25 protein-coding genes and 1 tRNA gene are annotated in these 25,498 nt (G+C 25.7%); 15 read left to right on the top strand and 11 right to left on the bottom strand.

Annotated features, from left to right (window positions below):
• From ccoN to H0H57_RS01120, 6 genes are read right to left on the bottom strand one after another with little or no spacing between them, the layout of a single operon-like run.
• Window positions 1-2,196 carry a cytochrome-c oxidase, cbb3-type subunit I gene (gene ccoN / locus H0H57_RS01145; protein ID WP_185864002.1) on the bottom strand — a complete coding sequence of 732 codons (2,196 nt, stop codon included), beginning with the start codon at window positions 2,194-2,196 and terminating at the stop codon, window positions 1-3.
• Window positions 2,197-2,204: 8 nt separating this feature from the next.
• Entirely contained in the window at window positions 2,205-2,354 is a 150-nt protein-coding gene (gene ccoS, locus H0H57_RS01140) for a cbb3-type cytochrome oxidase assembly protein CcoS (protein WP_185856946.1), read from the bottom strand.
• Window positions 2,355-2,357: 3 nt separating this feature from the next.
• Complete coding sequence (locus H0H57_RS01135) at window positions 2,358-4,598, bottom strand: heavy metal translocating P-type ATPase (RefSeq protein WP_185864001.1); 2,241 nt, start codon at window positions 4,596-4,598, stop codon at window positions 2,358-2,360.
• An 18-nt stretch (window positions 4,599-4,616) separates the two neighbouring features.
• Window positions 4,617-5,015: a glycine cleavage system protein GcvH gene (gcvH, locus tag H0H57_RS01130; protein WP_185864000.1), complete on the bottom strand. Its 399-nt coding sequence runs from the start codon at window positions 5,013-5,015 to the stop codon at window positions 4,617-4,619.
• Between the two features lie 49 nt (window positions 5,016-5,064).
• Complete coding sequence (locus H0H57_RS01125; RefSeq protein WP_185863999.1) at window positions 5,065-5,724, bottom strand: glycoside hydrolase family 73 protein; 660 nt, start codon at window positions 5,722-5,724, stop codon at window positions 5,065-5,067.
• 55 nt (window positions 5,725-5,779) lie between these two features.
• A complete protein-coding gene (locus H0H57_RS01120) occupies window positions 5,780-7,588 on the bottom strand; it encodes a putative porin (protein WP_185863998.1) in 1,809 nt (602 codons plus the stop codon).
• A 186-nt stretch (window positions 7,589-7,774) separates the two neighbouring features.
• Here H0H57_RS01120 and H0H57_RS01115 point away from each other — a divergent pair, with 186 nt between their 5' ends.
• The 7 genes from H0H57_RS01115 to trpA all read left to right on the top strand — a co-directional run bounded on the left by H0H57_RS01115 (window position 7,775) and on the right by trpA (window position 14,182).
• Complete coding sequence (locus H0H57_RS01115; RefSeq protein ID WP_185863997.1) at window positions 7,775-9,184, top strand: anthranilate synthase component I family protein; 1,410 nt, start codon at window positions 7,775-7,777, stop codon at window positions 9,182-9,184.
• Between the two features lie 7 nt (window positions 9,185-9,191).
• Window positions 9,192-9,782, top strand: a complete 591-nt coding sequence (locus H0H57_RS01110) for an anthranilate synthase component II (RefSeq protein WP_185863996.1) — start codon at window positions 9,192-9,194, stop codon at window positions 9,780-9,782.
• Window positions 9,775-10,773 (top strand): anthranilate phosphoribosyltransferase, encoded by a 999-nt coding sequence (gene trpD / locus H0H57_RS01105; RefSeq protein WP_185863995.1) that lies wholly within the window; start codon window positions 9,775-9,777, stop codon window positions 10,771-10,773. Before H0H57_RS01110 ends, trpD begins: the two co-directional genes overlap by 8 nt.
• Window positions 10,773-11,570 (top strand): indole-3-glycerol phosphate synthase TrpC, encoded by a 798-nt coding sequence (gene trpC / locus H0H57_RS01100; RefSeq protein ID WP_185863994.1) that lies wholly within the window; start codon window positions 10,773-10,775, stop codon window positions 11,568-11,570. The genes trpD and trpC overlap by 1 nt, the downstream gene beginning before the upstream one ends.
• 65 nt (window positions 11,571-11,635) lie before the next feature.
• Window positions 11,636-12,226, top strand: coding sequence for a phosphoribosylanthranilate isomerase (gene trpF / locus H0H57_RS01095; protein ID WP_238784334.1), 591 nt, complete (start codon window positions 11,636-11,638; stop codon window positions 12,224-12,226).
• Window positions 12,223-13,425, top strand: a complete 1,203-nt coding sequence (gene trpB / locus H0H57_RS01090; protein ID WP_185863993.1) for a tryptophan synthase subunit beta — start codon at window positions 12,223-12,225, stop codon at window positions 13,423-13,425. Before trpF ends, trpB begins: the two co-directional genes overlap by 4 nt.
• Window positions 13,409-14,182, top strand: a complete 774-nt coding sequence (gene trpA / locus H0H57_RS01085; RefSeq protein ID WP_185863992.1) for a tryptophan synthase subunit alpha — start codon at window positions 13,409-13,411, stop codon at window positions 14,180-14,182. The genes trpB and trpA overlap by 17 nt, the downstream gene beginning before the upstream one ends.
• Here trpA and H0H57_RS01080 read toward each other — a convergent pair.
• From H0H57_RS01080 to H0H57_RS01065, 4 genes are read right to left on the bottom strand one after another with little or no spacing between them, the layout of a single operon-like run.
• Entirely contained in the window at window positions 14,175-14,837 is a 663-nt protein-coding gene (locus H0H57_RS01080; RefSeq protein ID WP_185863991.1) for a YggS family pyridoxal phosphate-dependent enzyme, read from the bottom strand. The two genes, trpA and H0H57_RS01080, sit on opposite strands and share 8 nt — an antisense overlap.
• Window positions 14,837-15,901: a 3-phosphoserine/phosphohydroxythreonine transaminase gene (gene serC, locus H0H57_RS01075; protein ID WP_185863990.1), complete on the bottom strand. Its 1,065-nt coding sequence runs from the start codon at window positions 15,899-15,901 to the stop codon at window positions 14,837-14,839. The genes H0H57_RS01080 and serC overlap by 1 nt, the downstream gene beginning before the upstream one ends.
• Window positions 15,902-15,961: 60 nt before the next feature.
• Complete coding sequence (gene tilS, locus H0H57_RS01070; RefSeq protein WP_185863989.1) at window positions 15,962-17,311, bottom strand: tRNA lysidine(34) synthetase TilS; 1,350 nt, start codon at window positions 17,309-17,311, stop codon at window positions 15,962-15,964.
• A 7-nt stretch (window positions 17,312-17,318) separates the two neighbouring features.
• A complete protein-coding gene (locus H0H57_RS01065; RefSeq protein ID WP_185863988.1) occupies window positions 17,319-17,834 on the bottom strand; it encodes a shikimate kinase in 516 nt (171 codons plus the stop codon).
• Between the two features lie 66 nt (window positions 17,835-17,900).
• Here H0H57_RS01065 and H0H57_RS01060 point away from each other — a divergent pair.
• A tRNA-Lys gene (locus H0H57_RS01060) sits at window positions 17,901-17,973 on the top strand.
• A gap of 11 nt (window positions 17,974-17,984) precedes the next feature.
• On the opposite strand, the gene H0H57_RS01055 is transcribed toward H0H57_RS01060, so the two are convergent.
• Entirely contained in the window at window positions 17,985-18,746 is a 762-nt protein-coding gene (locus H0H57_RS01055) for an exodeoxyribonuclease III (protein ID WP_185863987.1), read from the bottom strand.
• Between the two features lie 177 nt (window positions 18,747-18,923).
• Here H0H57_RS01055 and hisG point away from each other — a divergent pair, with 177 nt between their 5' ends.
• The 7 genes from hisG to hisF are packed head-to-tail and all read left to right on the top strand — an operon-like array spanning window position 18,924 to window position 25,493.
• Entirely contained in the window at window positions 18,924-19,781 is an 858-nt protein-coding gene (gene hisG / locus H0H57_RS01050; protein WP_185863986.1) for an ATP phosphoribosyltransferase, read from the top strand.
• A gap of 16 nt (window positions 19,782-19,797) precedes the next feature.
• Complete coding sequence (gene hisD / locus H0H57_RS01045) at window positions 19,798-21,099, top strand: histidinol dehydrogenase (RefSeq protein WP_185863985.1); 1,302 nt, start codon at window positions 19,798-19,800, stop codon at window positions 21,097-21,099.
• Window positions 21,100-21,109: 10 nt separating this feature from the next.
• Complete coding sequence (gene hisC, locus H0H57_RS01040) at window positions 21,110-22,195, top strand: histidinol-phosphate transaminase (RefSeq protein ID WP_185863984.1); 1,086 nt, start codon at window positions 21,110-21,112, stop codon at window positions 22,193-22,195.
• Window positions 22,195-23,358 (top strand): bifunctional histidinol-phosphatase/imidazoleglycerol-phosphate dehydratase HisB, encoded by a 1,164-nt coding sequence (gene hisB, locus H0H57_RS01035; protein WP_185864076.1) that lies wholly within the window; start codon window positions 22,195-22,197, stop codon window positions 23,356-23,358. The genes hisC and hisB overlap by 1 nt, the downstream gene beginning before the upstream one ends.
• A 15-nt stretch (window positions 23,359-23,373) precedes the next feature.
• Complete coding sequence (hisH, locus tag H0H57_RS01030; protein ID WP_185863983.1) at window positions 23,374-23,964, top strand: imidazole glycerol phosphate synthase subunit HisH; 591 nt, start codon at window positions 23,374-23,376, stop codon at window positions 23,962-23,964.
• 11 nt (window positions 23,965-23,975) lie between these two features.
• Entirely contained in the window at window positions 23,976-24,713 is a 738-nt protein-coding gene (hisA, locus tag H0H57_RS01025) for a 1-(5-phosphoribosyl)-5-[(5-phosphoribosylamino)methylideneamino]imidazole-4-carboxamide isomerase (protein ID WP_185863982.1), read from the top strand.
• 3 nt (window positions 24,714-24,716) lie between these two features.
• Window positions 24,717-25,493, top strand: coding sequence for an imidazole glycerol phosphate synthase subunit HisF (gene hisF / locus H0H57_RS01020; protein ID WP_185863981.1), 777 nt, complete (start codon window positions 24,717-24,719; stop codon window positions 25,491-25,493).
• Window positions 25,494-25,498: the final 5 nt, after the last annotated feature.

Below are 25,498 nucleotides of genomic sequence, written 5' to 3'. Positions count from 1 at the left end.
TTAGGATTTTATATCTTTACCTAATCGTTGTAAATAAGCAATAAGAGCTATAATTTCTCTTTTTTCTAATGGAATAAATTTTTCTTTTTCTCTTTTTTTTTGTTGATCTATTTTCTTTCTCAAACTTGGATGTTCTTGATAAATTTCATACACAATTTGACTCGCTTGATGATTCATATCTTGATTTACATTTTTTATGTATTCCAAAGTATATGGAACTCCTAATTTTATCATGGCTTTCACTTTTTTTTCTGTATTAGATCTATCCAATTCATTATAAATTAACCAAGGATATCTTGGCATAATAGATCCAGGAGAAGTAGAACGAGGATTATACATGTGATTGAAATGCCAAGAATTAGGATTTTTTCCTCCTTCTCTAGCCAAATCAGGGCCTGTTCGTTTAGAACCCCAAAGAAATGGATGATCGTACACAAATTCTCCAGCTTTAGAATATTCTCCATAACGAACTACTTCATCTCTAAACGGACGAACTTGTGCACTGTGACAAGCGTTACATCCTTCTCTTACAAATAAATCTCTACCTTCTAATTCTAGAGCTTTATAAGGTTTAACATTATGAATTGTAGGAACATTCGATTTAATCACTAAAGTAGGTATAATTTCTATAAAACCTCCAATAGCTACTGCTATAAAAGAAAGAATTGTCAATTGTATTGGTTTCTTTTCTAACCATCCGTGAAATGTATCCCCTTGATCTTCTTTTACAGAACTTCCATAAAAAGGATCGCATTGAAATTCTTCATTATCTAATGAAGAACCTTGTTTTATTGTTTTAAAAATATTATAAATCATTAAAACAAAACCTAAAAAATAAATCATTCCACCTACAAATCTCATTTTATAAAATGGAATAATAGATAAAACAGAATCTAAGAAATTTTTATAAGCTAAAGTACCATCAGGATTAAATTTCTTCCACATGATAGATTGTAAAATAGATCCGCAATACATGGGAAAAATGTATAAAATAAGACCAGAAACACCTAGCCAAAAATGAATATTAGCCAATGAAATAGAATACAATTTTGTATTCCACATTTTTTGTGTTAACCAATATATAATTCCAAAAGCCATAAATCCATTCCATCCCAAAGTACCTAAATGAACATGAGCGATGACCCAATCTGTAAAATGTCCTATTGAATTCAGAGTTTTCGTTGCTAACATTGGGCCCTCAAAAGTAGCCATTCCATAACATGTAATTCCAACTACAAAAAACTTCAAAATAGGATTTTTTTTCATTTGATCCCAAGCTCCTCTTAAAGTAAGTAACCCATTCAACATCCCCCCCCAAGAAGGAGCGATTAACATAATTGAAAAAATAGTACCCAACATTTGAGCCCAATTAGGAAGAGATGTGTACATTAAATGATGAGGACCTGCCCAAATGTATATAAATATTAATGACCAAAAATGTATAATGGAAAGTTTATAAGAAAAAATTGGTTGATTAGACGCTTTTGGAACAAAATAATACATCAAACCCAGTATAGGGGTAGTTAAAATAAATGCCACAGCATTGTGTCCATACCACCATTGCATTAAAGCATCTTGTACTCCAGCATATATAGAATAACTTTTAAAAGATAAAAGAGATATAGGTAATTCAAGATTGTTAAATACATGTAACATACCCACAGCTACCCATGTTCCTAATAAAAACCAAATGCTAACATATAAATGTTTAATTTTTCTTTTCAGAATACTTCCAATCATATTTATTCCGTAAATGATCCAAATAAAAAATACTCCTATATCTATAGGCCATTCATGTTCAGCGTATTCTTTACTTGTATTAATTCCTAATAAAAAAGTAATCCAAGTAGAAATAATAAATATTTGCCATCCCCAAAAATGAATCCAACTCAGGAGATCACTGTAAATTCTTGTTTTTAATAAACGTTGTAAAGCATAATAATAACCAGTGAAAATCACATTTCCTACAAAAGCAAAAACAGCCGTACTTGTATGTAACATTCTCCATCTACCGAACCCCATGATCCCTTGAGTATCTTTCAGATTTTTACCAAAAAAAATCTCAGGAATTTCAGGATAAAATAATAATAGAGCTACAAATAACCCAGCTAAAAATCCAATTGTTGCCCAAAACATAGTAGCATACAAAAAAGCTTTTACAATACTGTTATTATAATAATATGTTTTGAATTTCATCAGAAAATTTAATTTTTTTCAAAATCATCAATAAAAATTCTAATACTAGGAGATTCATAATCATCAAATTGTCCAGAATAAAGACAAATTAAAAAAAATATGAGAAAAAATGCTCCTAAAGAAATACTAGATAAGATCATAATAATTATTATATCCATAAACTAAAATATTAATTTTCGTGAAACGATCCAAGTTGATATCATCGAAAAAAAAATAACAGAAAAAGAACTTAAAGGCATTAAAATAGCGGCTATAAAAGGGTTTAAATTTCCGGTGACTGCAAAAAAAATTCCTATACTATTATAAAGTAAACTAATCATCAAATTTATGAATACTAATTTTGTAGATACTTTGGATATTTTCAAAAATAAAAAAATTTGATTCATACAATTGGATTGCATAAAAGCATCACAACTTGGAAAAAAACTAGTTGGATTTTCGGATACAGAAATTCCTACTTCACTTTGATTTAACGCAGCACAATCATTAATTCCATCTCCAAACATTATAATTGTTTCTCCTTTTTCTTGTAATTTTTTCACATAATTTAATTTATCTTCTGGACTTTGACTAAAAAAAACCTGACTTGATTTTGGTAAAATAGATTTTAAATATTTTTTTTCTAAATCATTATGATCTCCAGAAAGAATAACAATTTTATATTCTTTTAAATTTTGAAACATTTTTTCTATACCCTCACGATAATAATTCCTAAATAGAAAATACCCTACGAACTTATGATTTATCGAAATAAAAACTGTAGTTTGATTAATTTCATTTTCATTAATTATTTTATTTGTAATCCCTAAATATTTGGAAGATCCAATTTTAACCGGTACATCTCTTATGATCCCTTCTAATCCTTTCCCTATAATTTCTCTAAAATTTTTTATAAAATAAAAATCTTTTATCGATAATTCTGATAATATTTTTTGACTTAAAGGATGACTTGAATTTTTTAATAAAGAAGCTATCATTTTTTTTTCTTCATTTTTCATATTTCCTACAAAAAATATTTTTTCTTTATTGGGATCAGTTATAGTTCCAGTTTTATCAAAAATTAAAGTTTTAGATGACGAAATTCTTTCCATTGTGAAAATATCTTTTACATAAAAACCCTTTTTGGAAAAAACACGTATCATATTTCCGAAAATTAATGGAGTAGAAAGAACTAAAGCACAAGGACAAGTAATAATCAAAACGGAAAAAACTGTATGAAAAATTTTTGAAACATCATGACTAAAAGACCAGTATATTCCAGTTACAATCGTAATTATCAAAATAATAGGAGTAAAATATTGACTGAATCTAGTAGAGATTGAATTTAAATCAAATAATTTCTTATGACGAAGACGATTAGATTTATTCTTATTCCATAATAAACTCAAATAACTATGATCCATATTTTTGATTACTTTTATCAGAATTGCTTCTCCTTTTTGTTTAGAACCAGCATAAATTCGTTCTCCCATTTTTGTACTACTGATCAAATCAGATTCTCCTGTAATAAAACTATTATCTAATATAGCATTCCCTTTCATTAATATAGAATCAGCAGGAACAATTTCTTCATTTCTGATTAAAATCAAATCTCCTTTTTTCAAATAAGAAAGCATAATTTTTTCTTCTTTTTTATTACTATGTATTTTTGTTATTAAAGCGGGATAAAAAGATTTGTAATTTTTATCAAAAGATAGAATTTTATTATGAGTCTGTATTTGAAATATTTTACTTATAAGTAGAAATAATGAAAAACTAGAAAGGCTATCAAAATAACCCGAACCTAAATCCAAGAAAACCTCATAACAACTCCATAAAAAAAGAACTAATATTCCAATAGAAATTGGAACATTCATATTCAAAACATGTTTTTTTAATCCCAATACAGCATATTTGATATGATCAGTAAAAGAAAACACGACGACAGGTAAAGATAAAATCATCATGAGATAGCGAAAAAAATTACGATGGTTCATAAACCATATATCTTCTTTAAGAGCTCCAACATATTCTGGAATAGCTAAAAGCATAATATTTCCGAAACAAAAAAAAGAAATAGCTAGTTTTCCTATTAATTTTCTACCCAATGATTTTCTGTTTTCTATAGATTCAAAATTAATAGAAGGTTTATATCCCATACTATCAAGTAATTGAGCTATATCACTCAATTTAAATTCAATATTATTATATGTAATCCAAATTTTTTTACTTGAAAAATCAACAGTAGAATTCAAAATATTTTTATATAGTTTCGGTAAACTTTCCAAAATCAAAACACAAGAAACACAGTGAATAGAAGGAATGAAAAAACGAACTGTAGTAATGTTTTTATGATGATAATCAATGATTTTTTCTGAAATTTTTTCATCATCAAGAAAATCAAAAATGTTCTGTTTTTTCATATTGTATTTCCTGATTGGTTAATTGGATTCCTGTTGTATGTATTTTTGATATTCTTTTGAGGACATTAATTTATCATATTCTTTGAATTCTATAATTTTTATTTGAATAATCCATCCTTCGTTATAAGAACTTTTATTAATAAGTTCTGGGTTGGATAATAATTTATTATTAATTGCAAGAATACATCCCGAAACAGGCATAAACAAATCTGAAACAGTTTTTACCGCTTCTATTGTTCCAAATGAATTCTCTACTTTTATTGTTCTTCCTATTATAGAATTTTCTACATCTAAATAAACAATATCTCCTAACTCATTTTGAGCGAAATGAGTGATGCCTACATAAGCTTGATGTTTTTCATTTGGTATACCTATCCATTCATGATTTTTACTATACCTTAAATTATTAGGATTCATATTCAATAAATTTTAATTCTCAACCAAAAATGATTGTTTTTCACCCCATTCAATTTTTTTTGTATTGAAAAAAAAATTCTATAAAAAAACGTAATTTTTTACTCAATCTTCTGAAAAAAGAATCTTTATTTTTTTTCATTATGTAATTTAAATATTGATTGATTTCTTTTTCTATCTTGAAAGAAGTACTTTGATCAAATTTCCATAAATCATATTTTTTTATTTGATCAATTAGCAAATTTTCATAATTTAAGGATGTAGCATAACCTGCTTTCTTAAGTTCCGAAGCCCAAGCTTGATAATCATCTTTTTTAAGAAGAAACAATTTAGAATAACGTGGTTGTTGTAAAAATTTGGAGTGATCATGAAAAGATTCTTTCACAGAATTATATTTTCGAAAACATTCTTTTGGAAGATCATCATCATGGTAATAAATATCTCCCATCCAATTTTTTCCACATTTAATTCCAAAATGGTTATTCGTTGCTTTGGATAAACAACTCTTTCCACTAGAAGATTCTAAAATTCCTTGACCCAACTTAATACTAGCTGGAATCCCAAATTTTTCCATTTCTTCAATAGCAAAAACAGCATATTTTTTAACATATTCAATTACATTTTCTATTTCTTTATTTTTTTCTTGTGAATTTTGTGAAAAAGAAAACAATGACATCAAAAAAAATAATCCGAAATAAAAAAACTTTTTCATTTTCATTCATTTTTGACAAATAAAATTACGTTTTTTTACAGATTAATTTTTTTTATCAAGTAAAAAGATTCCACAATAAACCAGTTTTAATAACTAATTTATTATCATGAGGGTTATAAATATCATAAAATCCTATATTTTGGATCTTGAAATAAAACATAGTTCTATGGATTTTAAAATTGAAAAAATAATCCACAAAAGGAATTCCTCCAATTTGAGGAGGAGAAAAACACTCTTTTTCAAAAGAAAATGACTGAAAATCAAAAAGATTATCTTGTTTTGGATAAAAAAATTTACTGAAATAATGAAAAGAAAAACCTGTTTGTATAAATAAAGCTTTATGAAAGTAACTATCTTGATAAAAAATTGTACTTCTCGATAAAAATTTTGGAATAGAATAAATTAATGAATCAGAATTATATTTTTGATATAATAAAATATTATTTAATTGAAATTTCCATATATCATGTGTTGTTTTGATATTAAATCCATATGAAAAAAATTTTTCCATTTTTTTTTCCTGATGTTGAAAAAAATGATTCAATCTAGAAACATAAAAGGAAATATAATATTTTTCTTTGTCAAAATTTAAAGAAAAATTCATTGTTTTTTTTCGTTCATGATTATAATAATTATTATAACAATCTTTATTTTTTTTTAAAACATAAATAGGAATAAAATTATTGTAAATCCCATTATCATTTTCATCAATACTCAATTGAGTGAGAATCTCAAATTTTGGAAATAAAAATGCATATAACATAACATTAGTCTGAAATAAAGACTTTTTAATATTATTATTTTCTACAATCCATTTTCCGTTTGAATACAATTCGAAAATATTATTAATGGGATAATGAATTTTAGTTTGTATTGATAACCCATTGATATATTTATTTTTATTATTATAATTATTATTAAATAATTGATAATGTATTCTATCAAAAATAGATCCGATTTCTATATGGATTTTTTTTTGATTGAATATTAGAAATAAACCATTTCTTAAATAAGAATGATTTATTTTTTTTTGAAAATTTTGAAACGAATGATTTTTAAAATATTTTTCGTATTCTATATAAGTTTTCAAGAAAAATGACCTGTTTTTTTCTTTGAAATCCAAAATTTTTTGAATAAAACTTATATAAAATCGACTATGAATTAATTTCTTATGAGATAAGAAAGCATTTTTATAATTTCTAATATTCCATTTTGGAAATTCTTCTTTTTCTTCTGTATCCAATTTTTGTAAAAGATAATGACCCCAAGATTTATAATTATAATCATTATGATGATCTTTAAAATTGAAAGTAGTTAGTACTAAATTTTTCCTTTTTTTTAAGTCAGGTTCGTTATGTAAATGAAAATTTCTATAATCTATAGAATAATTAATTTTTTCATTAAAACTTTGAGAAAAAAAAACACCTAATGTTTTTTCTTTTTTCAAAAAGTCATTTATATAAAGAATTTCCGAAATAGGAGTTCGAACATCGAAATATTGAATTTTTTCACGATAAAAAAAAGGATCCTTAAAAAAAAACATTTTTTTAGGCATTTGTTTATTAAAATTTTCTATAAGAAATTTTTCATCTATAGGAACAAACAAATCTTTTCCATTATTGAATAATCCGATTTCATCAGATTTCAAAAAATTATGAGAATGATATTTTTTTATGGAAAAAGATTTTTCTAAAAAACATTTTTTTATGTCTTTTTCTTCCGTCCAATATTTATAATCTTGATAAGTAGGATGATAAAACTCCATATTTTCTGTTTTTTTTTCATCAATATGTATTTTCATCATTTTTTCTTCCATGTTATCAAAAGAGACAAAAAGAAAAACAATAAAAATGAATATTTTCATATTAATTGAATGATAAATTGAATGATCGATAATTAAAATCAAAAAAAAATAGGAAAAGTTTATTTATATTTGCATAATGTAAATGTCATTTAAATGGTGTATTCTTCAATATTGTTTATGCAATATTTTTGTTTTAGGATTGTTTTTATGACAATTTTTTTTCTCATATCAAAATCCCACTAAGCCATGTTAAAATTTAATTTTAGAACTATTCATAAAAAAATTTTGGCTGATCGTACTACACCAATAGAATTATATTTCAAATTAAGAGATATTTTTCCTAATACATTATTATTAGAATCTTTTGATTATCAGATTACCAAAAAAAATTCTTCTATTCTTTGTATTAATCCTATTTCTGAACTGATTTTAGATCGAGATGTATTACGAATATCATATCCTAATTGTGTTCAGAAACATATTTTTCTAAACGAAAAGTTAGACATTCAAATTTTCATTGAGGATTTTTTTCAAAAGTTTGAGAATGAAAATACAACTTTTTCTTATTCCGGTTTATATGGATATCTATCTTATGATAGTATTCAATATTTTGAAAATATTCAATTTCATGCTCCCATTCAAGAAATATATAATATTCCAAAAATACGATTGTGTTTTTATAAAAACTTGATAGTGTTCCATCATTTTCATCATGAAATATATGTTATTGAACATCAATTTTCTGATTTTAAAAAAAAAACTTACATAAATCAATTGATAGAATTGATTCAAAAAAAAATTTTTCTATCTTTTCCATTTAAATCTGTTGGAAATCGTTATTCAAATGTAACAGATGTAGAATACAAAAAGATGGTATCTCTAGGAATCAAAGCTTGTTTACGTGGAGATGTTTTTCAAATAGTATTATCTCGTCAATTTCAACAAAAATTTAAAGGAGATGAGTTTAATGTGTATCGTGCTTTGCGATTTATAAATCCTTCTCCATATCTTTTTTATTTCGATTATGGAAATTATAAATTATTTGGATCTTCTCCAGAATCACAACTCATTATTAATAACCAAATTGCCTATATAAATCCAATTGCAGGAACAATCAAAAGATCAGGAAATAAAGAAAAGGATAAAAAACTTTCAGAAAATCTTGCAAAAAATCCAAAAGAAAATGCAGAACATGTCATGTTAGTAGATTTAGCGAGAAACGATCTGAGTAAAAATTCTTCTAACGTAAAAATAGAAGAATTTAAAGAAATTCAAGTTTTTTCTCATGTATTTCATATGGTATCTAAAGTCTCCGGAAAACTAGAAAAAAATCTATCAATTATAAAAGTATTTGGAGATACTTTTCCTGCAGGAACTCTCTCTGGAGCTCCTAAATATAAAGCGATGGAATTGATTGATAAAATTGAAAATCAACATAGAGGTATATATGGGGGAGCAATTGGTTTTTTTGGATTAAATAATTCTTGTATTAATACGGCTATAGTCATTCGTTCTTTTGTAAGTAAAAATAATACTTTATTTTTTCAAGCTGGTGCAGGAATTGTTTCTGATTCTAAAGAAGAAAAAGAGTTGGAAGAAGTGAATAATAAGCTAATGGCCTTATTTAAAGCTATAGAACTAGCTAAAAATATATGAAGTATTTATGATGAATAAAATACTGATTTTGGATAATTATGATTCTTTTACTTATAATCTTGTACATACTGTAAAAAAATTAACAAAAAATCCTGTACAAGTATCTAGAAATAATGAAATTAAACTTTCTGATATAGAGAAATATCATAAAATTATTCTTTCCCCAGGACCTGGAATCCCTGATGAAGCGCATATTTTGAAACCTTTAGTAAAAACTTTTTATTCTACTAAAAGTATTTTTGGAATTTGTTTAGGTCAACAAGCGATAGGAGAAGTTTTTGGAGCTTGTCTTCTAAATACAAAAAAGGTTTATCATGGAATATCTAGTTTAATCAAAATTGTGGATACACAAGAAATTTTGTTTCAACAATTACCTAGAAAAATTAAAGTTGGACGTTATCATTCTTGGATTATATCTCCACATAACTTTCCTGAAGAACTCAAAGTTACAGCTATTGGAAATAAGGGAGAAATTATGGCTTTACGTCATAAATTTTATGATGTGTGTGGGGTACAATTTCATCCAGAATCTATTTTAACTCCATATGGAGAAAAAATTATAGATAATTGGTTGAATTTAAAAATATATTATGAATAAAATATTAGAAAGTCTTTTTGTAGAAAAAACATTGACAAAACAGGAAGCTAAAAATCTTTTGATAGAATTATCAAAAGGAAAAATTAATCAAACACAAGCTGTAGCTATAGCTACTATATATCATATGAGATATCCTACTTTAGAAGAAATAGTAGGTTTTAAACAAGCTATGATGGAACTATCTATAAAAATTAATCTTACAGAGTTTAATGCTATTGACATTGTAGGAACGGGTGGAGATGGAAAAAATACTTTTAATATTTCTACTTTAGCATGTTTTATAGTAGCAGGAACAGGAGAAAAAGTGATTAAACATGGAAGTTTTAATTCTACCTCTATTACTGGATCTTCCAATATATTAAAAGGATTAGGATATCATTTTACTAATAAAGAAGAAAATTTGAAAAATCAATTAGATAAAGTAGGAATTTGTTATTTACATGCTCCTATATTTCATCCCGTATTAAATATTATATCTGGAATAAGAAAGAAATTAGGAGTTAAAACAATTTTTAATACACTTGGTCCATTGTTAAATCCAGGAAAACCAAAAAATCAATTATTAGGAGTCAATAATTTAGAATTGGCAAGAATATATTATTATATGTATCAAAATACGAAAAATAATTATGCGATTATTCACAGTTTAGATGGTTACGATGAAATTACGCTTACTAGTGATGTAAAATGTTATTCCCCAAAAGGGGAACGATTTTATTCTATAGAAGAATTAAAAATAGGAAAAAAAAAGGTTAAAGTAAATCCATATGAATTAAAAGGAGGAAAAAATACAGAAGAAAATATTCGTATATTTATTAGCGTTTTATCTGGAGAAGGAACTTTAGCTCAAAATGAAGTAGTTTTAACAAATGCCACATTTGCATTATGTTTGTTAAATCAAGATAGTCTTGAAAATAATTATGATAAAGCAAAACGTTCGTTAAAAAGTGGAAAAGCAAAGAATATTCTAAAAAAATTATTAAGCTTATAATGAATATTCTTGAAAAAATTGTATCGGTAAAACAAAAAGAGGTATCCAATAAAAAAATTATACACCCTATAAAAAAATTGGAAAAAAGTTTTCTTTTTCAAAGAAAAACCTTTTCTCTTGTAAAAAAGATAAGGAGTAGCCATACGGGGATCATTGCCGAATTTAAATGCAAATCTCCATCTAAAGGAGTTATTAATAATACGGCATTAATAGAAAAAGTAGTAAAAGATTATGAATCTGCAGGAGTGAGTGGAATATCTATTCTTACAGATCAACATTTTTTTTTTGGTAAAAATGAAAATTTAAAAAAATCACGATCTATAGTTTCGATTCCTATATTAAGAAAGGATTTTATTATTGATGAATATCAAATTATAGAATCTAAATCGATAGGAGCTGATGTGATCTTATTAATTGCCGGAATTCTTTCTAAAAACCAAATATATAACTTCTCTAAATTATCAAAAAGTATTGATTTAGAAGTTATTATTGAAATTCATAATGAATTTGAAATAGATAAAATAACAGAAAATTTGGATATTGATATTGTAGGAATTAATAATAGAAATTTACAAACTTTTATTGTGGATTATAATCGGTGTTTGAATTTATCTTCGAAAATTTCTAATAGTTATGTAAAAATTGCAGAAAGTGGAATTAATGATATCAATCATATATTGAAATTAAAAAAGCAAGGATTTGAAGGTTTTTTAATTGGAGAATATTTTATGAAAAAAAAGGATCCCGGAAAAATTTGTAAATATTTTATAGAATCTTTATCAAAAAAATTGAATTGAATGAAATGAAATTGGTTGATCAGATCAATATCAAATTCCAGCTATTAAAAATAAAAATATGCGGAATGAAATTTAACATACAAAAAATTTCTGACTTATTACCTGATTTTATGGGTTTTATATTTTATCCTAATTCTCCTAGATTTGTAGGTTTTGATTTTGTGATTCCAAAACTAAAAAAAGAAATTATAAAAATAGGAGTTTTTGTAAACGAATCAGAAGAAAACATATTGAAAATAAAAAAAAAAAATCAACTAGATTTTATTCAATTACATGGGACAGAAAGTCCTTTTTATTGTGAAAAACTATTCAAAAAAGGATTGAAATTAATTAAAGCTTTTAGAATAAATGATTTTTTTGATTTTAAAAAAATTGTGAATTATATTCCTTTTTGTAATTATTTTTTATTTGATAGCAATACAATTTATTATGGAGGAAGTGGAAAAAAATTTTGTTGGAAAAAACTTTATGAATATACTTTTCAAGTTCCATTTTTTTTAAGTGGAGGAATTGGAATACAAGATTTTGATACAATCAAAAATTTTTCTCATGCGAGAATATTTGGAATCGATGTTAATAGTAGATTTGAAATTTTTCCAGGAAAAAAAGATGATATAAAGTTAAATGCCTTTATAAAAAAAATAAGAACATTATGAAATTTTTTGTTGATAAAAATGGATATTATGGAGAGTTTGGGGGTGCTTTTATTCCTGAAATGTTACATGATAATATAACAGAACTACAGGGTAAATATAAAAAAATTATTACGAGTAATAAATATCAAAAATTATATAGAAAATTGCTAAAAAACTATGTTGGAAGACCAACTCCTTTATTTTTTTGCAAAAAATATTCCGATCAATATAATGCTAAAATTTATCTTAAACGAGAAGATCTAAATCATACAGGATCTCATAAAATCAATAATGCGATTGGTCAAACTTTACTGGCAAAAGAGTTAGGAAAAAGAAAAGTTGTTGCAGAAACAGGTGCGGGACAACATGGAGTAGCAACAGCTACGATTTGTGCATTAATGCATTTAGAATGTGTAATTTTTATGGGAAAAACAGATATGCAACGTCAATATAGTAATGTTATTCGAATGAAATCTCTTGGAGCTGAAGTCATTCCAGTTTTTAGTGGAGAGAAAACACTCAAAGATGCTGTTAATGAATCCATTCGTTATTGGATTAATTATCCTGAAAGTTATTATTTAATAGGTTCTACAGTGGGGCCTCATCCTTATCCTCAAATGGTTGCAGATATTCAATCTATTATCAGTGAAGAAATTAAAATGCAACTAGAAAAAATAGAAGGGTCTTCTTCTCCTAATTATGTGATAGCTTGCATAGGAGGAGGAAGCAATGCTGCAGGATCTTTTTATCATTTTTTGGATGATGACTCCGTTAATCTTATAGCTGTAGAAGCTTCAGGTTTAGGTATTAGAACAAAAAAAACAGCTTCGGCTATTCACTGTGGATCAAAAGGGGTATTACATGGTAGTATGACATTGATTCTACAAGACAAATATGGTCAAATTTTTCCCGCTTATTCTATATCTCCGGGATTAGATTATCCAGGAATTGGACCTATGTTTGCTCATCTTTTTGTAAAAAAACGTGTCAATTTTTTGCATTCCAAAGATGAAGAAGCTTTACAAGCGGGATATGAATTAACTCGATCAGAAGGAATTATTCCTGCTTTAGAAAGTGCCCATGCATTAGCTGCATTAAAAAAAATACCATTTCATAAAAAGGATATAGTAATTGTGACTTTATCTGGAAGAGGAGATAAAGATATTAATATTTACGATAAATTCTTTTTTAAATTTTCAAATAATGAATCAAATACATAATTTATTTAAAAATAAAAATAAAAACATATTATGCATTTATTTTACAGCAGGATTTCCTTGTATAAATAGTACAGAAAAAATAATAAAAATTTTGCAAAATCTTTCTGTAGATTTAATTGAAATAGGAATTCCCTATTCTGATCCTTTGGCAGATGGAATGATTATCCAAAAAAGTAATCAAATTTCGTTGAGTAATGGAATGAATATCTCTTTATTATTTAATCAAATCGAAAAAATTAAGGAAAAAATAAAAGTTCCTATTATTTTTATGGGATATTATAATCAATTTTATCAATTTGGAGAAGATAAATTTTTAAAAAGATGCAAAGAATCAGGTGTTTCAGGATTAATTTTACCGGATCTTCCGGTTGAAATTTTTTTACATAAGTATCAAAATATATTTGAAAAATATATGTTATCTATGATATTTTTAATTACTCCGAAAACCAGTTCCGATAGAATATTCATGTTAAGTCAAATCAGTAATGGATTTTTATATATAGCCTCTTCTAGTTCTACTACAGGTACAGTAAATGTTAATCCTTTTGGAAAAGAACAAATATCATTTTTCAAACGTATCAAAAAATTGTATTTCAACATTCCAAAATTGATAGGGTTTGGTATAAAAGATAAAAAGACTTTTGATTTATCATGTCAATATGCTAATGGAGGAATCATTGGAAGTTCTTTTATTCAATCATTGGATAAGAATAAATTGGAAGAAAGTATAAAAAAATATATAAAATCTATTAGATAGTTTTTTTTCGATTACCAAAAATTAAAGTACCTAGTCTAATAATTGTACTTCCATATTTTATAGCTATATTATAATCTCTGCTCATTCCCATAGAAAGAATGTTATGTCCGTACTTATTTTGATATTCATTATATAATTTACGTAAATATGAAAATTCATTATGTACTTTTTTTAATTCTTGAAAAGAAGCTATCCCCATTATTCCTATTATTTTTATATTTTTCATCTCTTTAAAAGTTTTGTTTTCCAATATTTTTGAAGCTTCTTGAAAAGTGATTCCTGATTTCTTTTTATCATTACAAATTTTGATTTGTAAAAGACAATTGATCGTTTTTTTATGTTTTAATGCTATTTTATTTATTATATTAATTTGTTTTATATTTTGTACGCTATGAATTAAATGAATAAAAGGTATTATATATTTTAATTTATTACTTTGGATTCTTCCAATCATATGCCATCGAATATCTTTGGGTAATTTTTTATATTTTTTCACTATTTCTTGAATATAATTTTCTCCAAAATCTCTATGTCCTAGTCTATATAATTGTTTTATGGAAGAAATATCTTGATTTTTAGAAACGGCTAAAATTTTCACATTTTTTGGAATTATTTTTTTTATGCCAAAAAATCTATTTTCTATTATGTGATTCATTATGAAAATTTTCTTTCGAATTCTTTCATGATTTCAATGAGAAATTGAATACTTTCTAATGGAAGTGCATTATATATACTAGCACGATATCCCCCTAAATATCTATGTCCATCTAATCCTACAATATTTTCTTTTTTCCACATTTTATTGAATTCTTTTTCTAAATTTTTTTCTTTTAAAAAAAAGGTAACATTCATATTAGAACGATTTTTTTTATGTATTTTATTTTCAAATAAATTATTTTGATCTATTTCATCATATAATAATTGAGCTTTTTTCTGATTGTGTTTTTCCAAAATAGAAAGACCACCTTTATTTTCTATCCATTTCAAAGTCAACATAGAAGTATAAATAGAAAAAACATTTGGAGTATTTAAAATGCTATTATTTTGTATATGAATTTTATAATCCATATAAGAAGGAATGTTTTTCCTGATTGTTCCTAAAATATTTTTTTTCACAATTACAATAGTCATTCCTGCAGAACTTACATTTTTTTGTGCCGAGGCGTAGATTAACCCGAACTGACAAAAATTTAATTTTCTACTAAAAATATCGGAAGACATATCACAAACTATTGGAATAGATGTTTTAGGGAATATTTTCATTTGTGTTCCAACTATTGTATTATTAGATGTACAATGAAAATAATCCATATCACATGGTATATGATAATTTGTTGATATATATGTATAGTTTTTATTTTTACCGGAAAATAAAACTTTTACTTTTCCAAATTTTTTTGCTTCTTTAATCGCGTTATAAGCCCAAAATCCTGTATCTAAATAAGCAGCTTTTTGATTCATTAAATTGTATGGAATCATTGAAAATTGTAATGTAGCTCCTCCTTGAAGAAATAAAATAGCATAATCGTCATTTAAATTCATAATACGTTTTATTAAAAAAGTAGCTTTTTCTATGATTTCTAAAAAATCTATACTTCTATGAGAAATCTCAAGTAAAGATAATCCCGAACCATTAAAATTAATTATAGATTGAGCTGATTTTTTTACAACTTCTTTCGGTAGAACCGAAGGTCCTGCATTGAAATTGTGTATTTTCATATAAATCAAAATTAAAAAAAATACTAATTGAAATTGTAAAATGGATAGACAATAACTCAATTATATTTTTGTTATACCTAATATTTTGTTTGTGTTTTCTGTAACCTTGAATCTATCATCTAAACGATTTCCTAGAATTAAAATTATAGATCCATTTCCGTTAATTAATAACCATGTGTGTTCTTTTTTCAAAATAGAAAATTTCTTTTCTTTATAATATTTACTTAATTTTTTTTTCCCTTTCATTTTTAAAGGATAAAAGAAATCTCCTTTTCTCCATGTTCTTAATAATAATGGAAATTGAATTTTATTAAAATCTATTAAACACATATTTTTTTTACTTTCTTTTTTTGGATTCAAAAAAAATTCGATATCAATAGGTAAAAACATTTTTTTAGAAATTTTTAGATTTGGGATTATATAAGTCTTATTTATATTTTCTAATAAGGATTTATGGGGAATTACAACCCAATTATTTCTGCTTTTAATAATTCGATAGATTTTGGATATAAGTTGTTTTCCAGATTGTGCATGAATCATATGTTTCATACTATGAATATCATTAAATCCATATGGAGAAAATAATTTAAACAAATAAAAAGACAAAGGATTCAATTCTTTTATCTTTTTACATTCTATTTTCCAAAAAAATGGATCATCTTTTTTTTCTATTGTAATTTCTTTACGAATTTCTTCTATTTTTTGTTCGATGAAAAAGTTTTCATCATAAAGATGATTTATAGTTTTTTTTAATCCATTGTGAAAAGAAAAAGAAGAAAATTTAGATAAAACTGAACGAATTTTATTTCTTAAATATTTAAAATTTTGATTACTACGATCTAATCTCCATTTTATATTTTTTATTTTTGCATAATGTAAAATTTCTTTTTTATTGAAATCAGAAAGAGGACGAATAATTTTTTTATTTTTTTTGGGAATACCCAATAATCCTTTAATTCCAGTTCCCCTAAAAGCGTTTATAAAAAAAGTTTCTATAGAATCATCAAAATGATGTCCTAATACCATGTATTCATATGAATTTGTTTCTAACAATTTTGAAAACCAATCATATCTAAGTTTTCTAGCGGCCATTTGTATAGATAATTTATATTTTTTAGAAAAATTTAAAGTATCAAATTTTTTTACATGACATATTATATTTTGTTTATCACAAAAATTTCTTATAAAAAATTCATCCTCATTAGATTCTTGATCTCTTAACGAAAAATTACAATGTGCTACTTCTGATTCGATTTCAGGAATATCAAGTAACAAATTTATAAGAACCATGCTGTCTAATCCTCCGCTAACAGCCACACAGACTTTCTTTTTCATTTTATTCAAAGAATTCGAAAAAAAATATTTTTTAATTTTATCTATAAAAAAATGATTATATGATATTTTTTTCATGACTATTTCAACTAACAGATTTAACAATTTCTTGAACTATATCGTATTTGGATTTTCCGTATACATTTATTTTTTCCAAAGATTTTTCATAAAAATATGATCTTTTCGATAAATGTTTGATAATAAATATAAATAATTCATTTTTAGATAAATGAGAAATTAAAGGTCTTGTCTCCTTTTCTAAGAATAACCTTTTAAATAAAGTATAACTATCCGTTTTCAAATAAAATGTATTTGAATATTTGTTTAACAAATAAATATTGTTATAAAAACAAGGAGTCCCTCCTCCAACCGATAAAACGTATTTATTTTTTTGTTTTAAAATTGTTTTTAACAGAGAATGTTCTCTATTTCTAAAAAAAAGTTCTCCTTTCTTTTTAAAAAGATTAAAAATAGAATCATTTTTACTTTCTTCAACAAGAATAGCATCCAAATCATAAAAATTCAAATTTAATTCTTGGGATAACATTTTTCCTATAGTAGTTTTTCCACTTCCCATATATCCAATTAAAGTGATTTTCATAAAAACATAAAAATTATAGTATATTTGCTTTTAATTAATCACTATTTGATAAAAATAAATATTCAAGACCTGATAGCTCAGCTGGTAGAGCATTACACTTTTAATGTAAGGGTCCTGGGTTCGAATCCCAGTCAGGTCATTATTTCATTATTAACAAATATCTAGCACAACAGGACAATGATCGGAATACTTAACCTCCGGAAGGAGATAAGCTTTTCTCATTTTTTTTTTTAAGGAATTACTAACCATAGCATAATCAATTCTCCACCCTTTATTATTTTTTCTAGCGTTATAACGATAACTCCACCAACTGTAATGATGCGCTTTTTGAACAAAATTTCTAAAACTATCTATAAATCCTAAATTCATAAAATGAGTCATCCACTTTCTTTCTTTTGGTAAAAAACCAGAAATGTTTTGATTCCGAATAGGATCATAAATATCAATTTCATGATGACAAATATTATAATCTCCACAAATAATAAGATTATTCAATTGATCTTTTATTTTTTTTATATGTAAAAAAAATTTTTTCATAAAAAAAAATTTAAAATTCAGTCTTTTCATCATATCATTTCCTGAAGGAAGATAAAGACTAATTATTGATAGATTTTTTAGATCTATACGTAATACTCTTCCTTCTTCATCTATAGAATTCAATCCTATTCCGTATTCTACATGAATAGGTTTTTTTTTGCATAAAATCCCTACTCCACTATATCCTTTCCTTTTTGAAGGACACCAATAATGATTATAGCCTAATTTTTCAAAAATATTTGTATCTATTTGTTCTGGAAAAGCTTTTATTTCCTGTAAACATAAAACATCTGGTTGATTTGTTTCAATCCAATTTAATAATCCTTTATTAATTCCAGATCGAATTCCATTTATATTATAACTGATAATTTTCATTTTTTTTTAATTTTTAATTTAAAAAAATAGACTAAGTAATTCAACAAGGTTAATTATATTAATTATAAAATATTCAAAATAGTTTTTATATTTGTTGTGATGCATTAAGATGCATGAATCTACTAAAATCAAAAGCTTACAAGAGTAAGCTTTTATTATTTTTTCCTGTATTGGATTATGGATAAACTTAAAATAGCAATTCAAAAATCAGGTCGTCTTTATGACGATTCTATCAAATTACTGAAAGATTGCAGTATTGAAATTAATATTGGAATAGATAAGTTAAAAACAACGGCTCTTAATTTTCCACTAGAAATCCTTTTTCTTAGAGATGATGATATTCCTCAATATTTAGAAGATGGAGTAGCTGATATAGGAATTGTAGGAAAAAATGTTCTTTTAGAAAAAAGAAAAAGGATAAAAATCAAAGAAACTTTGGGATTTGGACAATGCAGACTTTCTATAGCTGTTCCTAAATCTTTATCTTATAATAATATCCAAGATTTGGATGGAAAACGAATTGCTACAAGTTATCCTTTTTTGGTTAGGGAATTTTTTAAAAAAAGATATATAAATGCAGAAATTCACGAAATATCTGGAGCAGTCGAAATCGCTCCTGGAATAGGGTTAGCCGATTGTATTTGTGATTTAGTAAGTAGTGGTTCCACACTTTTTATGAACGGATTAAAAGAAGTAGAAACGGTTCTTCAATCTGAAGCAGTATTGGCTTCACATCTCCATTTAGACTCTACACAAAACATCATAATGGAAAAATTTTTATTCCGAATTAGAGCTGTAAAAAAAGCTAAAAATAATAAATATATTCTATTAAACGTTTCTAATGAAAAATTAGAAAAAATAATATCTTATCTTCCAGGAATTAAAAGTCCAGTTATTCTACCTTTAGCAAATACAAAATGTAGTTCCGTGCATTCTGTCGTCAATGAAAATGATTTTTGGGGAATAATAGAAAACTTAAAATCACTTGGAGCTCAAGATATATTAGTACTCCCGATAGAAAAAATTATACTATAAATAATAAAATAGAAATATGGATATGATTCAAGTATATATTCATCCCACATGCGAAATATGGAATTCTATTTCAAATAGAACCTTACAAAATATTTCTCATTTAAAGAATTCAGTTACTCCTATTATTGATAATGTTAAGAATTACGGAGATGTCGCTTTAAAAACTTATACAAGAAAATATGATCATACAGATATAAAACAGATTCAAGTAACAGAAGAAGATTTCAATAAAGCTGATATGCAAATTTCAAATTGTTTCAAAAAATCTATTGAAATCGCCTATCAGAATATACAATGTTTTCATCAAAAACAAATACATGAAGAAACTCCAATAGAAATTTCAAAAGGAGTTTTTTGTTGGAGAAAAATTATTCCCATAGAAAAAGTCGGTTTTTATATCCCAGGAGGTTCTTCTCCTTTGTTTTCCACTGTATTAATGTTAGGAATTCCTGGAATTTTATCAGGATGTAAAAACATTATATTATGTAGTCCTCCAAATAAAAATGGAGAAATTCATCCGTCTATTCTCTATACAGCTAGATATGTAGGAATTACACGTATATATAAAGTAGGAGGAGCTCAAGCTATTGCAGCTATGGCCTATGGAACAGAAAGCATTTCTTCTGTATATAAAATATTTGGTCCAGGAAATTCTTATGTTACAATAGCGAAACAAATTGTATCCCAAAGAGGAATTGTATCCATAGATATACCTGCTGGTCCTTCAGAAGTAGCAATTATGGCTGATGAGACAGCAAATCCAGAATTTGTTGCGTCTGATTTATTGTCCCAATCAGAACATGATCCAGATAGTTATATTCTATTGGTCACTCCAAACAATCAATTTTGGATAGAAAAAGTGAAAAAAGAATTAAAAAAACAATTTTTAGATATTGATAAAAAACAAGATATTGTTAAAAAATCTTTGAAAAAAAGCAAAATAATTGTTCTTACATCTTTAGATGAATGCTTGACTCTAATCAATCAAATTGCTCCAGAACATTTAATCATAAATTGTAAAAATGCTTCTTATTGGGGGGAAAAAGTAACTAACGCTGGATCTGTTTTTTTAGGAAATTATTCTCCAGTTAGTGCAGGAGATTATGCTTCCGGAACCAATCATGTTCTTCCTACCTATGGTTATGCCAAATTTTATAGTGGAGTATCTATAGATAGTTTTATAAAAAAAATCACTTTTCAAAAAATATCTAAGAAAGGATTGAAAAATTTATCAGAATGCATCAATATTTTATCTTCTGAAGAAGGATTATTGGCACATAAAAAATCTATTAATATTCGATTAAAAAATGAGTTTTAAATGTCAATGCATGAATAAGTTTAATTTGAATTCTCTAATCAGAGAGAATATTTTAAGTCTGGATCCTTATATATCTGCTAGAACAGAACATCATAAAGAAAAAAATTCTATTTTTTTGGATGCTAATGAAAATTCTTTTGGTTCTCCTTTATCTTTTTTAAATTCTTATAACAGATATCCGGATCCTTTACAAAAGGAATTGAAAGAAAAAATATCAGATTTTAAAAATGTTTCTCCATCTCAGATATTTTTAGGAAATGGAAGTGACGAAATTATTGATTTGGTCTATCGTATTTTTTCTCGTCCAAAAGTAGATCACGCCATTATCTTTCCTCCTACTTACGGTATGTATGAAATAAGTGGAAAAATTCATGGAGTCGATGTTAAAAAAATTTTTCTTACAGAAAAATATTATCAATTAAATTTAGATAAAATAAAAAAAGTTTTGAATCCAAATAGCAAAATTATTTTTATTTGTTCTCCCAATAATCCTACTGGAAATGATATAAAAAGAGAAGATATAGAAAAAATAACAAAAAAATTTACAGGAATTGTTGTTTTAGATGAGGCATATATAGATTTTTCAAATCAAAAATCTTTATCAATGGAAATTGATAAATATCCCAATTTAATCATTCTACAAACGCTTTCTAAATCTTGGGGTTTAGCAGGATTAAGAATAGGAATGGCCATTGCTTCTGAATCCATCATTCGGTGGATGAATAAAGTAAAATATCCATACAATATCAGTCTTCTTTCTCAAGAAATAGCTTTAAAAGCTTTAGAAAATAGAGATTTATTTTTTTTTCATTTAAAAAACATTCTTGCAGAAAGAGAATATATGAAAAAGTCCTTAAGAAAAATTCCTATCATACAAAAAGTATATCCTAGTTCTGCTAATTTTTTATTAGCGAAAATCAATTTCTCTTCAAAAAATCTTTATCAATATCTTATAAAAAAGAAAATTTTTGTTAGAGATCGTTCAAAAATCATTTTATGTAAAAATTGTTTAAGAATCACAGTAGGAACTCATGAAGAAAATGAGTATTTAATAGATCAAATTCGAAAATATTCCATTCAAAAAATAGAAATATGATGAAAAAAATATTGTTTATTGATAGAGATGGAACTTTAATACAAGAAAATCCTCCCACTTATCAAATTGATTCTATTGATAAAATTCATTTTTATCCCAAAGTAATATTTTTTTTGTCAAAAATCGTGCAAGAATTGAATTACGATTTAGTTATGATAACTAATCAAGATGGTTTGGGGACAGATCAATTTCCTGATAAAATTTTTTGGCCTATACATAATCATATATTAAATATTTTAAAAACTGAGGGAATTCATTTTACTTCTGTTCATATAGATAGGACTTTTCCAGAAGAAAAATCACCCAATAGAAAACCGGGTATCGGAATGCTTAAAAATTATTTAAAATCTGATTTTTACAACATTTCAAAATCTTTTGTAATTGGAGATAGATTAACAGATGTTTTGTTAGCTAAAAATCTAGAATGTAAGTCTATATGGATAAAAAATAATCATCATTATCAAAATTTAACAAAAGAAGAAAAAGATTACTATTCTAGTATAGATAAAAAATATCTTAAAAAAATAATATCCTTAAAAACAGATAGTTGGAAAAAAATTTATGAATATTTATCATCTATCACAACTAAAAAATTTAGTCATCAACGAACAACATTAGAAACAAATGTTAAAATTACTATTTCTATTTATGGAAAGGGTAAATCTCATATTCAAACAGGACTGGGTTTTTTTGATCATCTTCTACAACAAATAGCTTTTCATAGTTCTATAGATTTGAATATTCAAACAAAAGGAGATCTTTATGTAGATGATCATCATACTATAGAAGACATCGGAATTACTTTAGGTGAAAGTTTTTATCAAGCTTTGGAAAATAAAATAGGAATAGAGCGTTATGGATTTTATTCTCTTCCTATGGATGAGAGTTTAGCTACAATTTCATTAGATCTTGGAGGAAGAAGTCAGTTGATATGGAAGGTCAAATTTTTCAGAGAAAAAATAGGAAAAATTTCCACTGAAATGTTTTTTCACTTTTTTAAATCCTTTTCTTTATCGGCTAAATGTAATTTACATATTCATGCTATAGGAAAAAATGATCATCACAAAATAGAATCTATTTTTAAATGTTTTGGAAGAGCTATAAAAATGGCAATGCAAAAAAACTTTTCTACTAAAATACCTAGCACGAAAGGTATATTGTAAAAATTTTAAAATATTATGAAAACGATTATCATAAAATATCCTGCAGGAAATGTACAATCGGTTCTTTTTTCTTTAGATAGAATAGGAATACAAGCGAAGGTAACAGATTCCAAAGAGTTGATTCAAAATGCAGAAAAAATTATTTTGCCTGGTGTTGGAGAAGCAAATTTTGCTATGAAATATTTAAAAGAAAAAAAATTGGATTTACTTTTATATGAATTAAAACAACCTGTATTAGGAATATGCTTAGGCATGCAATTACTTTGCAAGTTTTCAGAAGAAAGCAGTACTCCATGCATAGGAATTTTTGATTTATTTGTAAAAAAATTTCAATCTATAGATAAAAATGAAAAAATTCCTCAAATAGGTTGGAATACAATACAAAAACTGAAAGGGCCTTTATTTGAAAATATTCCAAATGGGAGTTATCAATATTTTGTTCATAGTTATTATGTTCCTTTAGGAAAATACACAACAGCAAAAACGGAATATATAATCACTTACAGTGCTGCACTGCAAAAAAATAATTTTTATGCTGTACAATTTCATCCCGAAAAATCTTCTTATGTAGGACATAAAATATTAGAAAATTTTATCCGATTATAAAATTTATGACAATGGATATTATAGTAGCTATAGATTTAATTGACGGTAAATGTGTCCGATTAATACAAGGTGATTTTAAAAGAAAAAAAATTTATAATAAAGATCCATTAGAAGTCGCTTTTTTATTGGAAAATCATGGAATATCTAGATTACATTTAGTGGATCTAGATGGAGCAAGAAAAAGAAAAGTAGTTCATTGGAAAATTTTAGAAAAAATAGCCAAAAATACACGTCTAATTATAGATTTTGGAGGGGGAATTCATTCTGAAGAAGATATTCGTACTGTGTTTGAAAACGGAGGTCATATGGTGACTGTGGGAAGTATTGCTCTTCAAAAACCTTTTCTTTTCAAAAAATGGATTGATACTTATGGAGGAGATAAGATCTTATTAGGAGTAGACGTTAAGAACAATAAAATAGCATCCAATGGATGGACTAAATTTAGTGATTTTCCATTTTTTGATTTTTTACAAGAAAAAAGTAATCATGGAGTTAAAAAAATTTTTTGTACAGATATATCTAAAGATGGAGTTTTATCAGGTCCTTCTTTTCTTTTATATGAAAAAATTCTTGAAAAGTTTCCAAATATTGAATTTATAGCAAGTGGAGGAATTAGGAATATGGATGATGTATACAAATTATTTGATTTAGGTTGCGGTGGAGTCATTATTGGAAAAGCTATATATGAAAATAAAATATCATTATCCAATCTTAGAAATTGGAAAAAAAAAAGAAATAATAAAAATTAAAATATGTTAGCTAAACGTATCATACCTTGTTTAGATATAAAAAATGGAAGAACCGTAAAAGGAATAAATTTTAAACATTTAAAAGATGCTGGAGATCCAATACAATTAGTTTGTTGGTATACAAAACAAGGAGCAGATGAATTAGTATTTTTGGATATTACAGCAACAAATGAAAAACGTAAAACATTAATTAGCTTAGTCAAGGAAATTTCCCGTCATATTAATATTCCTTTTACGGTTGGTGGAGGAATTAGAGAGGAAAGAGATATTGAACTTTTGTTAAATGCGGGAGCAGATAAAATATCGATCAATACGGCTGCTTTTAAAAATCCGAATCTTTTAGAAAAATTTTCTAAAAGATTCGGAAGTCAATGTATTGTTTTAGCTATTGATACTAAATATGAATCAAATGAATGGTGGGTATATTTAAATGGAGGAAGAATTTCAACTCAAACTAAAACCCTAGATTGGGCTAAGGAAGGAACCAATAGAGGAGCAGGAGAAATATTATTAACTTCAATGAATCATGATGGAACAAAAAATGGATTTGCATTAGATATCACTAGAAAGATATCCAAAAATATTTCTACACCGGTTATTGCTTCAGGTGGAGCTGGAAAATTAGAAGATTTTTATAAAATTTTTGAAAAAGGAAAAGCTGATGCTGCTTTAGCCGCCAGTATATTCCATTATAAAGAAATAGAGATTCCAAAATTAAAATATTATTTAAATCAACTTCACATACCTGTAAGAACTACAGTCAAAAATACAAACGGATAAAAAAA

The organism is Blattabacterium cuenoti (genome assembly GCF_014251755.1).
Classification (GTDB): Bacteria; Bacteroidota; Bacteroidia; order Flavobacteriales; family Blattabacteriaceae; genus Blattabacterium; species Blattabacterium cuenoti_AN.
This window is presented reverse-complemented; position numbering and strand designations above follow the sequence as displayed.

Coding starts and splice junctions, on each gene's coding strand:
- trpC (WP_185863994.1), top strand. CDS start 10,773: ATGAATATTCTTGAAAAAATTGTATCGGTAAAACAAAAAGAGGTATCC.
- H0H57_RS01065 (WP_185863988.1), bottom strand. CDS start 17,834: ATGAAAATCACTTTAATTGGATATATGGGAAGTGGAAAAACTACTATA.
- trpF (WP_238784334.1), top strand. CDS start 11,636: ATGAAATTTAACATACAAAAAATTTCTGACTTATTACCTGATTTTATG.
- H0H57_RS01110 (WP_185863996.1), top strand. CDS start 9,192: ATGATGAATAAAATACTGATTTTGGATAATTATGATTCTTTTACTTAT.
- hisB (WP_185864076.1), top strand. CDS start 22,195: ATGAAAAAAATATTGTTTATTGATAGAGATGGAACTTTAATACAAGAA.
- H0H57_RS01055 (WP_185863987.1), bottom strand. CDS start 18,746: ATGAAAATTATCAGTTATAATATAAATGGAATTCGATCTGGAATTAAT.
- serC (WP_185863990.1), bottom strand. CDS start 15,901: ATGAAAATACACAATTTCAATGCAGGACCTTCGGTTCTACCGAAAGAA.
- gcvH (WP_185864000.1), bottom strand. CDS start 5,015: ATGAATCCTAATAATTTAAGGTATAGTAAAAATCATGAATGGATAGGT.
- H0H57_RS01125 (WP_185863999.1), bottom strand. CDS start 5,724: ATGAAAAAGTTTTTTTATTTCGGATTATTTTTTTTGATGTCATTGTTT.
- hisG (WP_185863986.1), top strand. CDS start 18,924: ATGGATAAACTTAAAATAGCAATTCAAAAATCAGGTCGTCTTTATGAC.
- H0H57_RS01115 (WP_185863997.1), top strand. CDS start 7,775: ATGTTAAAATTTAATTTTAGAACTATTCATAAAAAAATTTTGGCTGAT.
- tilS (WP_185863989.1), bottom strand. CDS start 17,311: ATGAAAAAAATATCATATAATCATTTTTTTATAGATAAAATTAAAAAA.
- H0H57_RS01120 (WP_185863998.1), bottom strand. CDS start 7,588: ATGAAAATATTCATTTTTATTGTTTTTCTTTTTGTCTCTTTTGATAAC.
- H0H57_RS01135 (WP_185864001.1), bottom strand. CDS start 4,598: ATGAAAAAACAGAACATTTTTGATTTTCTTGATGATGAAAAAATTTCA.
- hisD (WP_185863985.1), top strand. CDS start 19,798: ATGGATATGATTCAAGTATATATTCATCCCACATGCGAAATATGGAAT.
- trpD (WP_185863995.1), top strand. CDS start 9,775: ATGAATAAAATATTAGAAAGTCTTTTTGTAGAAAAAACATTGACAAAA.
- trpB (WP_185863993.1), top strand. CDS start 12,223: ATGAAATTTTTTGTTGATAAAAATGGATATTATGGAGAGTTTGGGGGT.
- hisF (WP_185863981.1), top strand. CDS start 24,717: ATGTTAGCTAAACGTATCATACCTTGTTTAGATATAAAAAATGGAAGA.
- hisC (WP_185863984.1), top strand. CDS start 21,110: ATGAATAAGTTTAATTTGAATTCTCTAATCAGAGAGAATATTTTAAGT.
- H0H57_RS01080 (WP_185863991.1), bottom strand. CDS start 14,837: ATGAATCACATAATAGAAAATAGATTTTTTGGCATAAAAAAAATAATT.
- trpA (WP_185863992.1), top strand. CDS start 13,409: ATGAATCAAATACATAATTTATTTAAAAATAAAAATAAAAACATATTA.
- ccoS (WP_185856946.1), bottom strand. CDS start 2,354: ATGGATATAATAATTATTATGATCTTATCTAGTATTTCTTTAGGAGCA.
- hisA (WP_185863982.1), top strand. CDS start 23,976: ATGGATATTATAGTAGCTATAGATTTAATTGACGGTAAATGTGTCCGA.
- ccoN (WP_185864002.1), bottom strand. CDS start 2,196: ATGAAATTCAAAACATATTATTATAATAACAGTATTGTAAAAGCTTTT.
- hisH (WP_185863983.1), top strand. CDS start 23,374: ATGAAAACGATTATCATAAAATATCCTGCAGGAAATGTACAATCGGTT.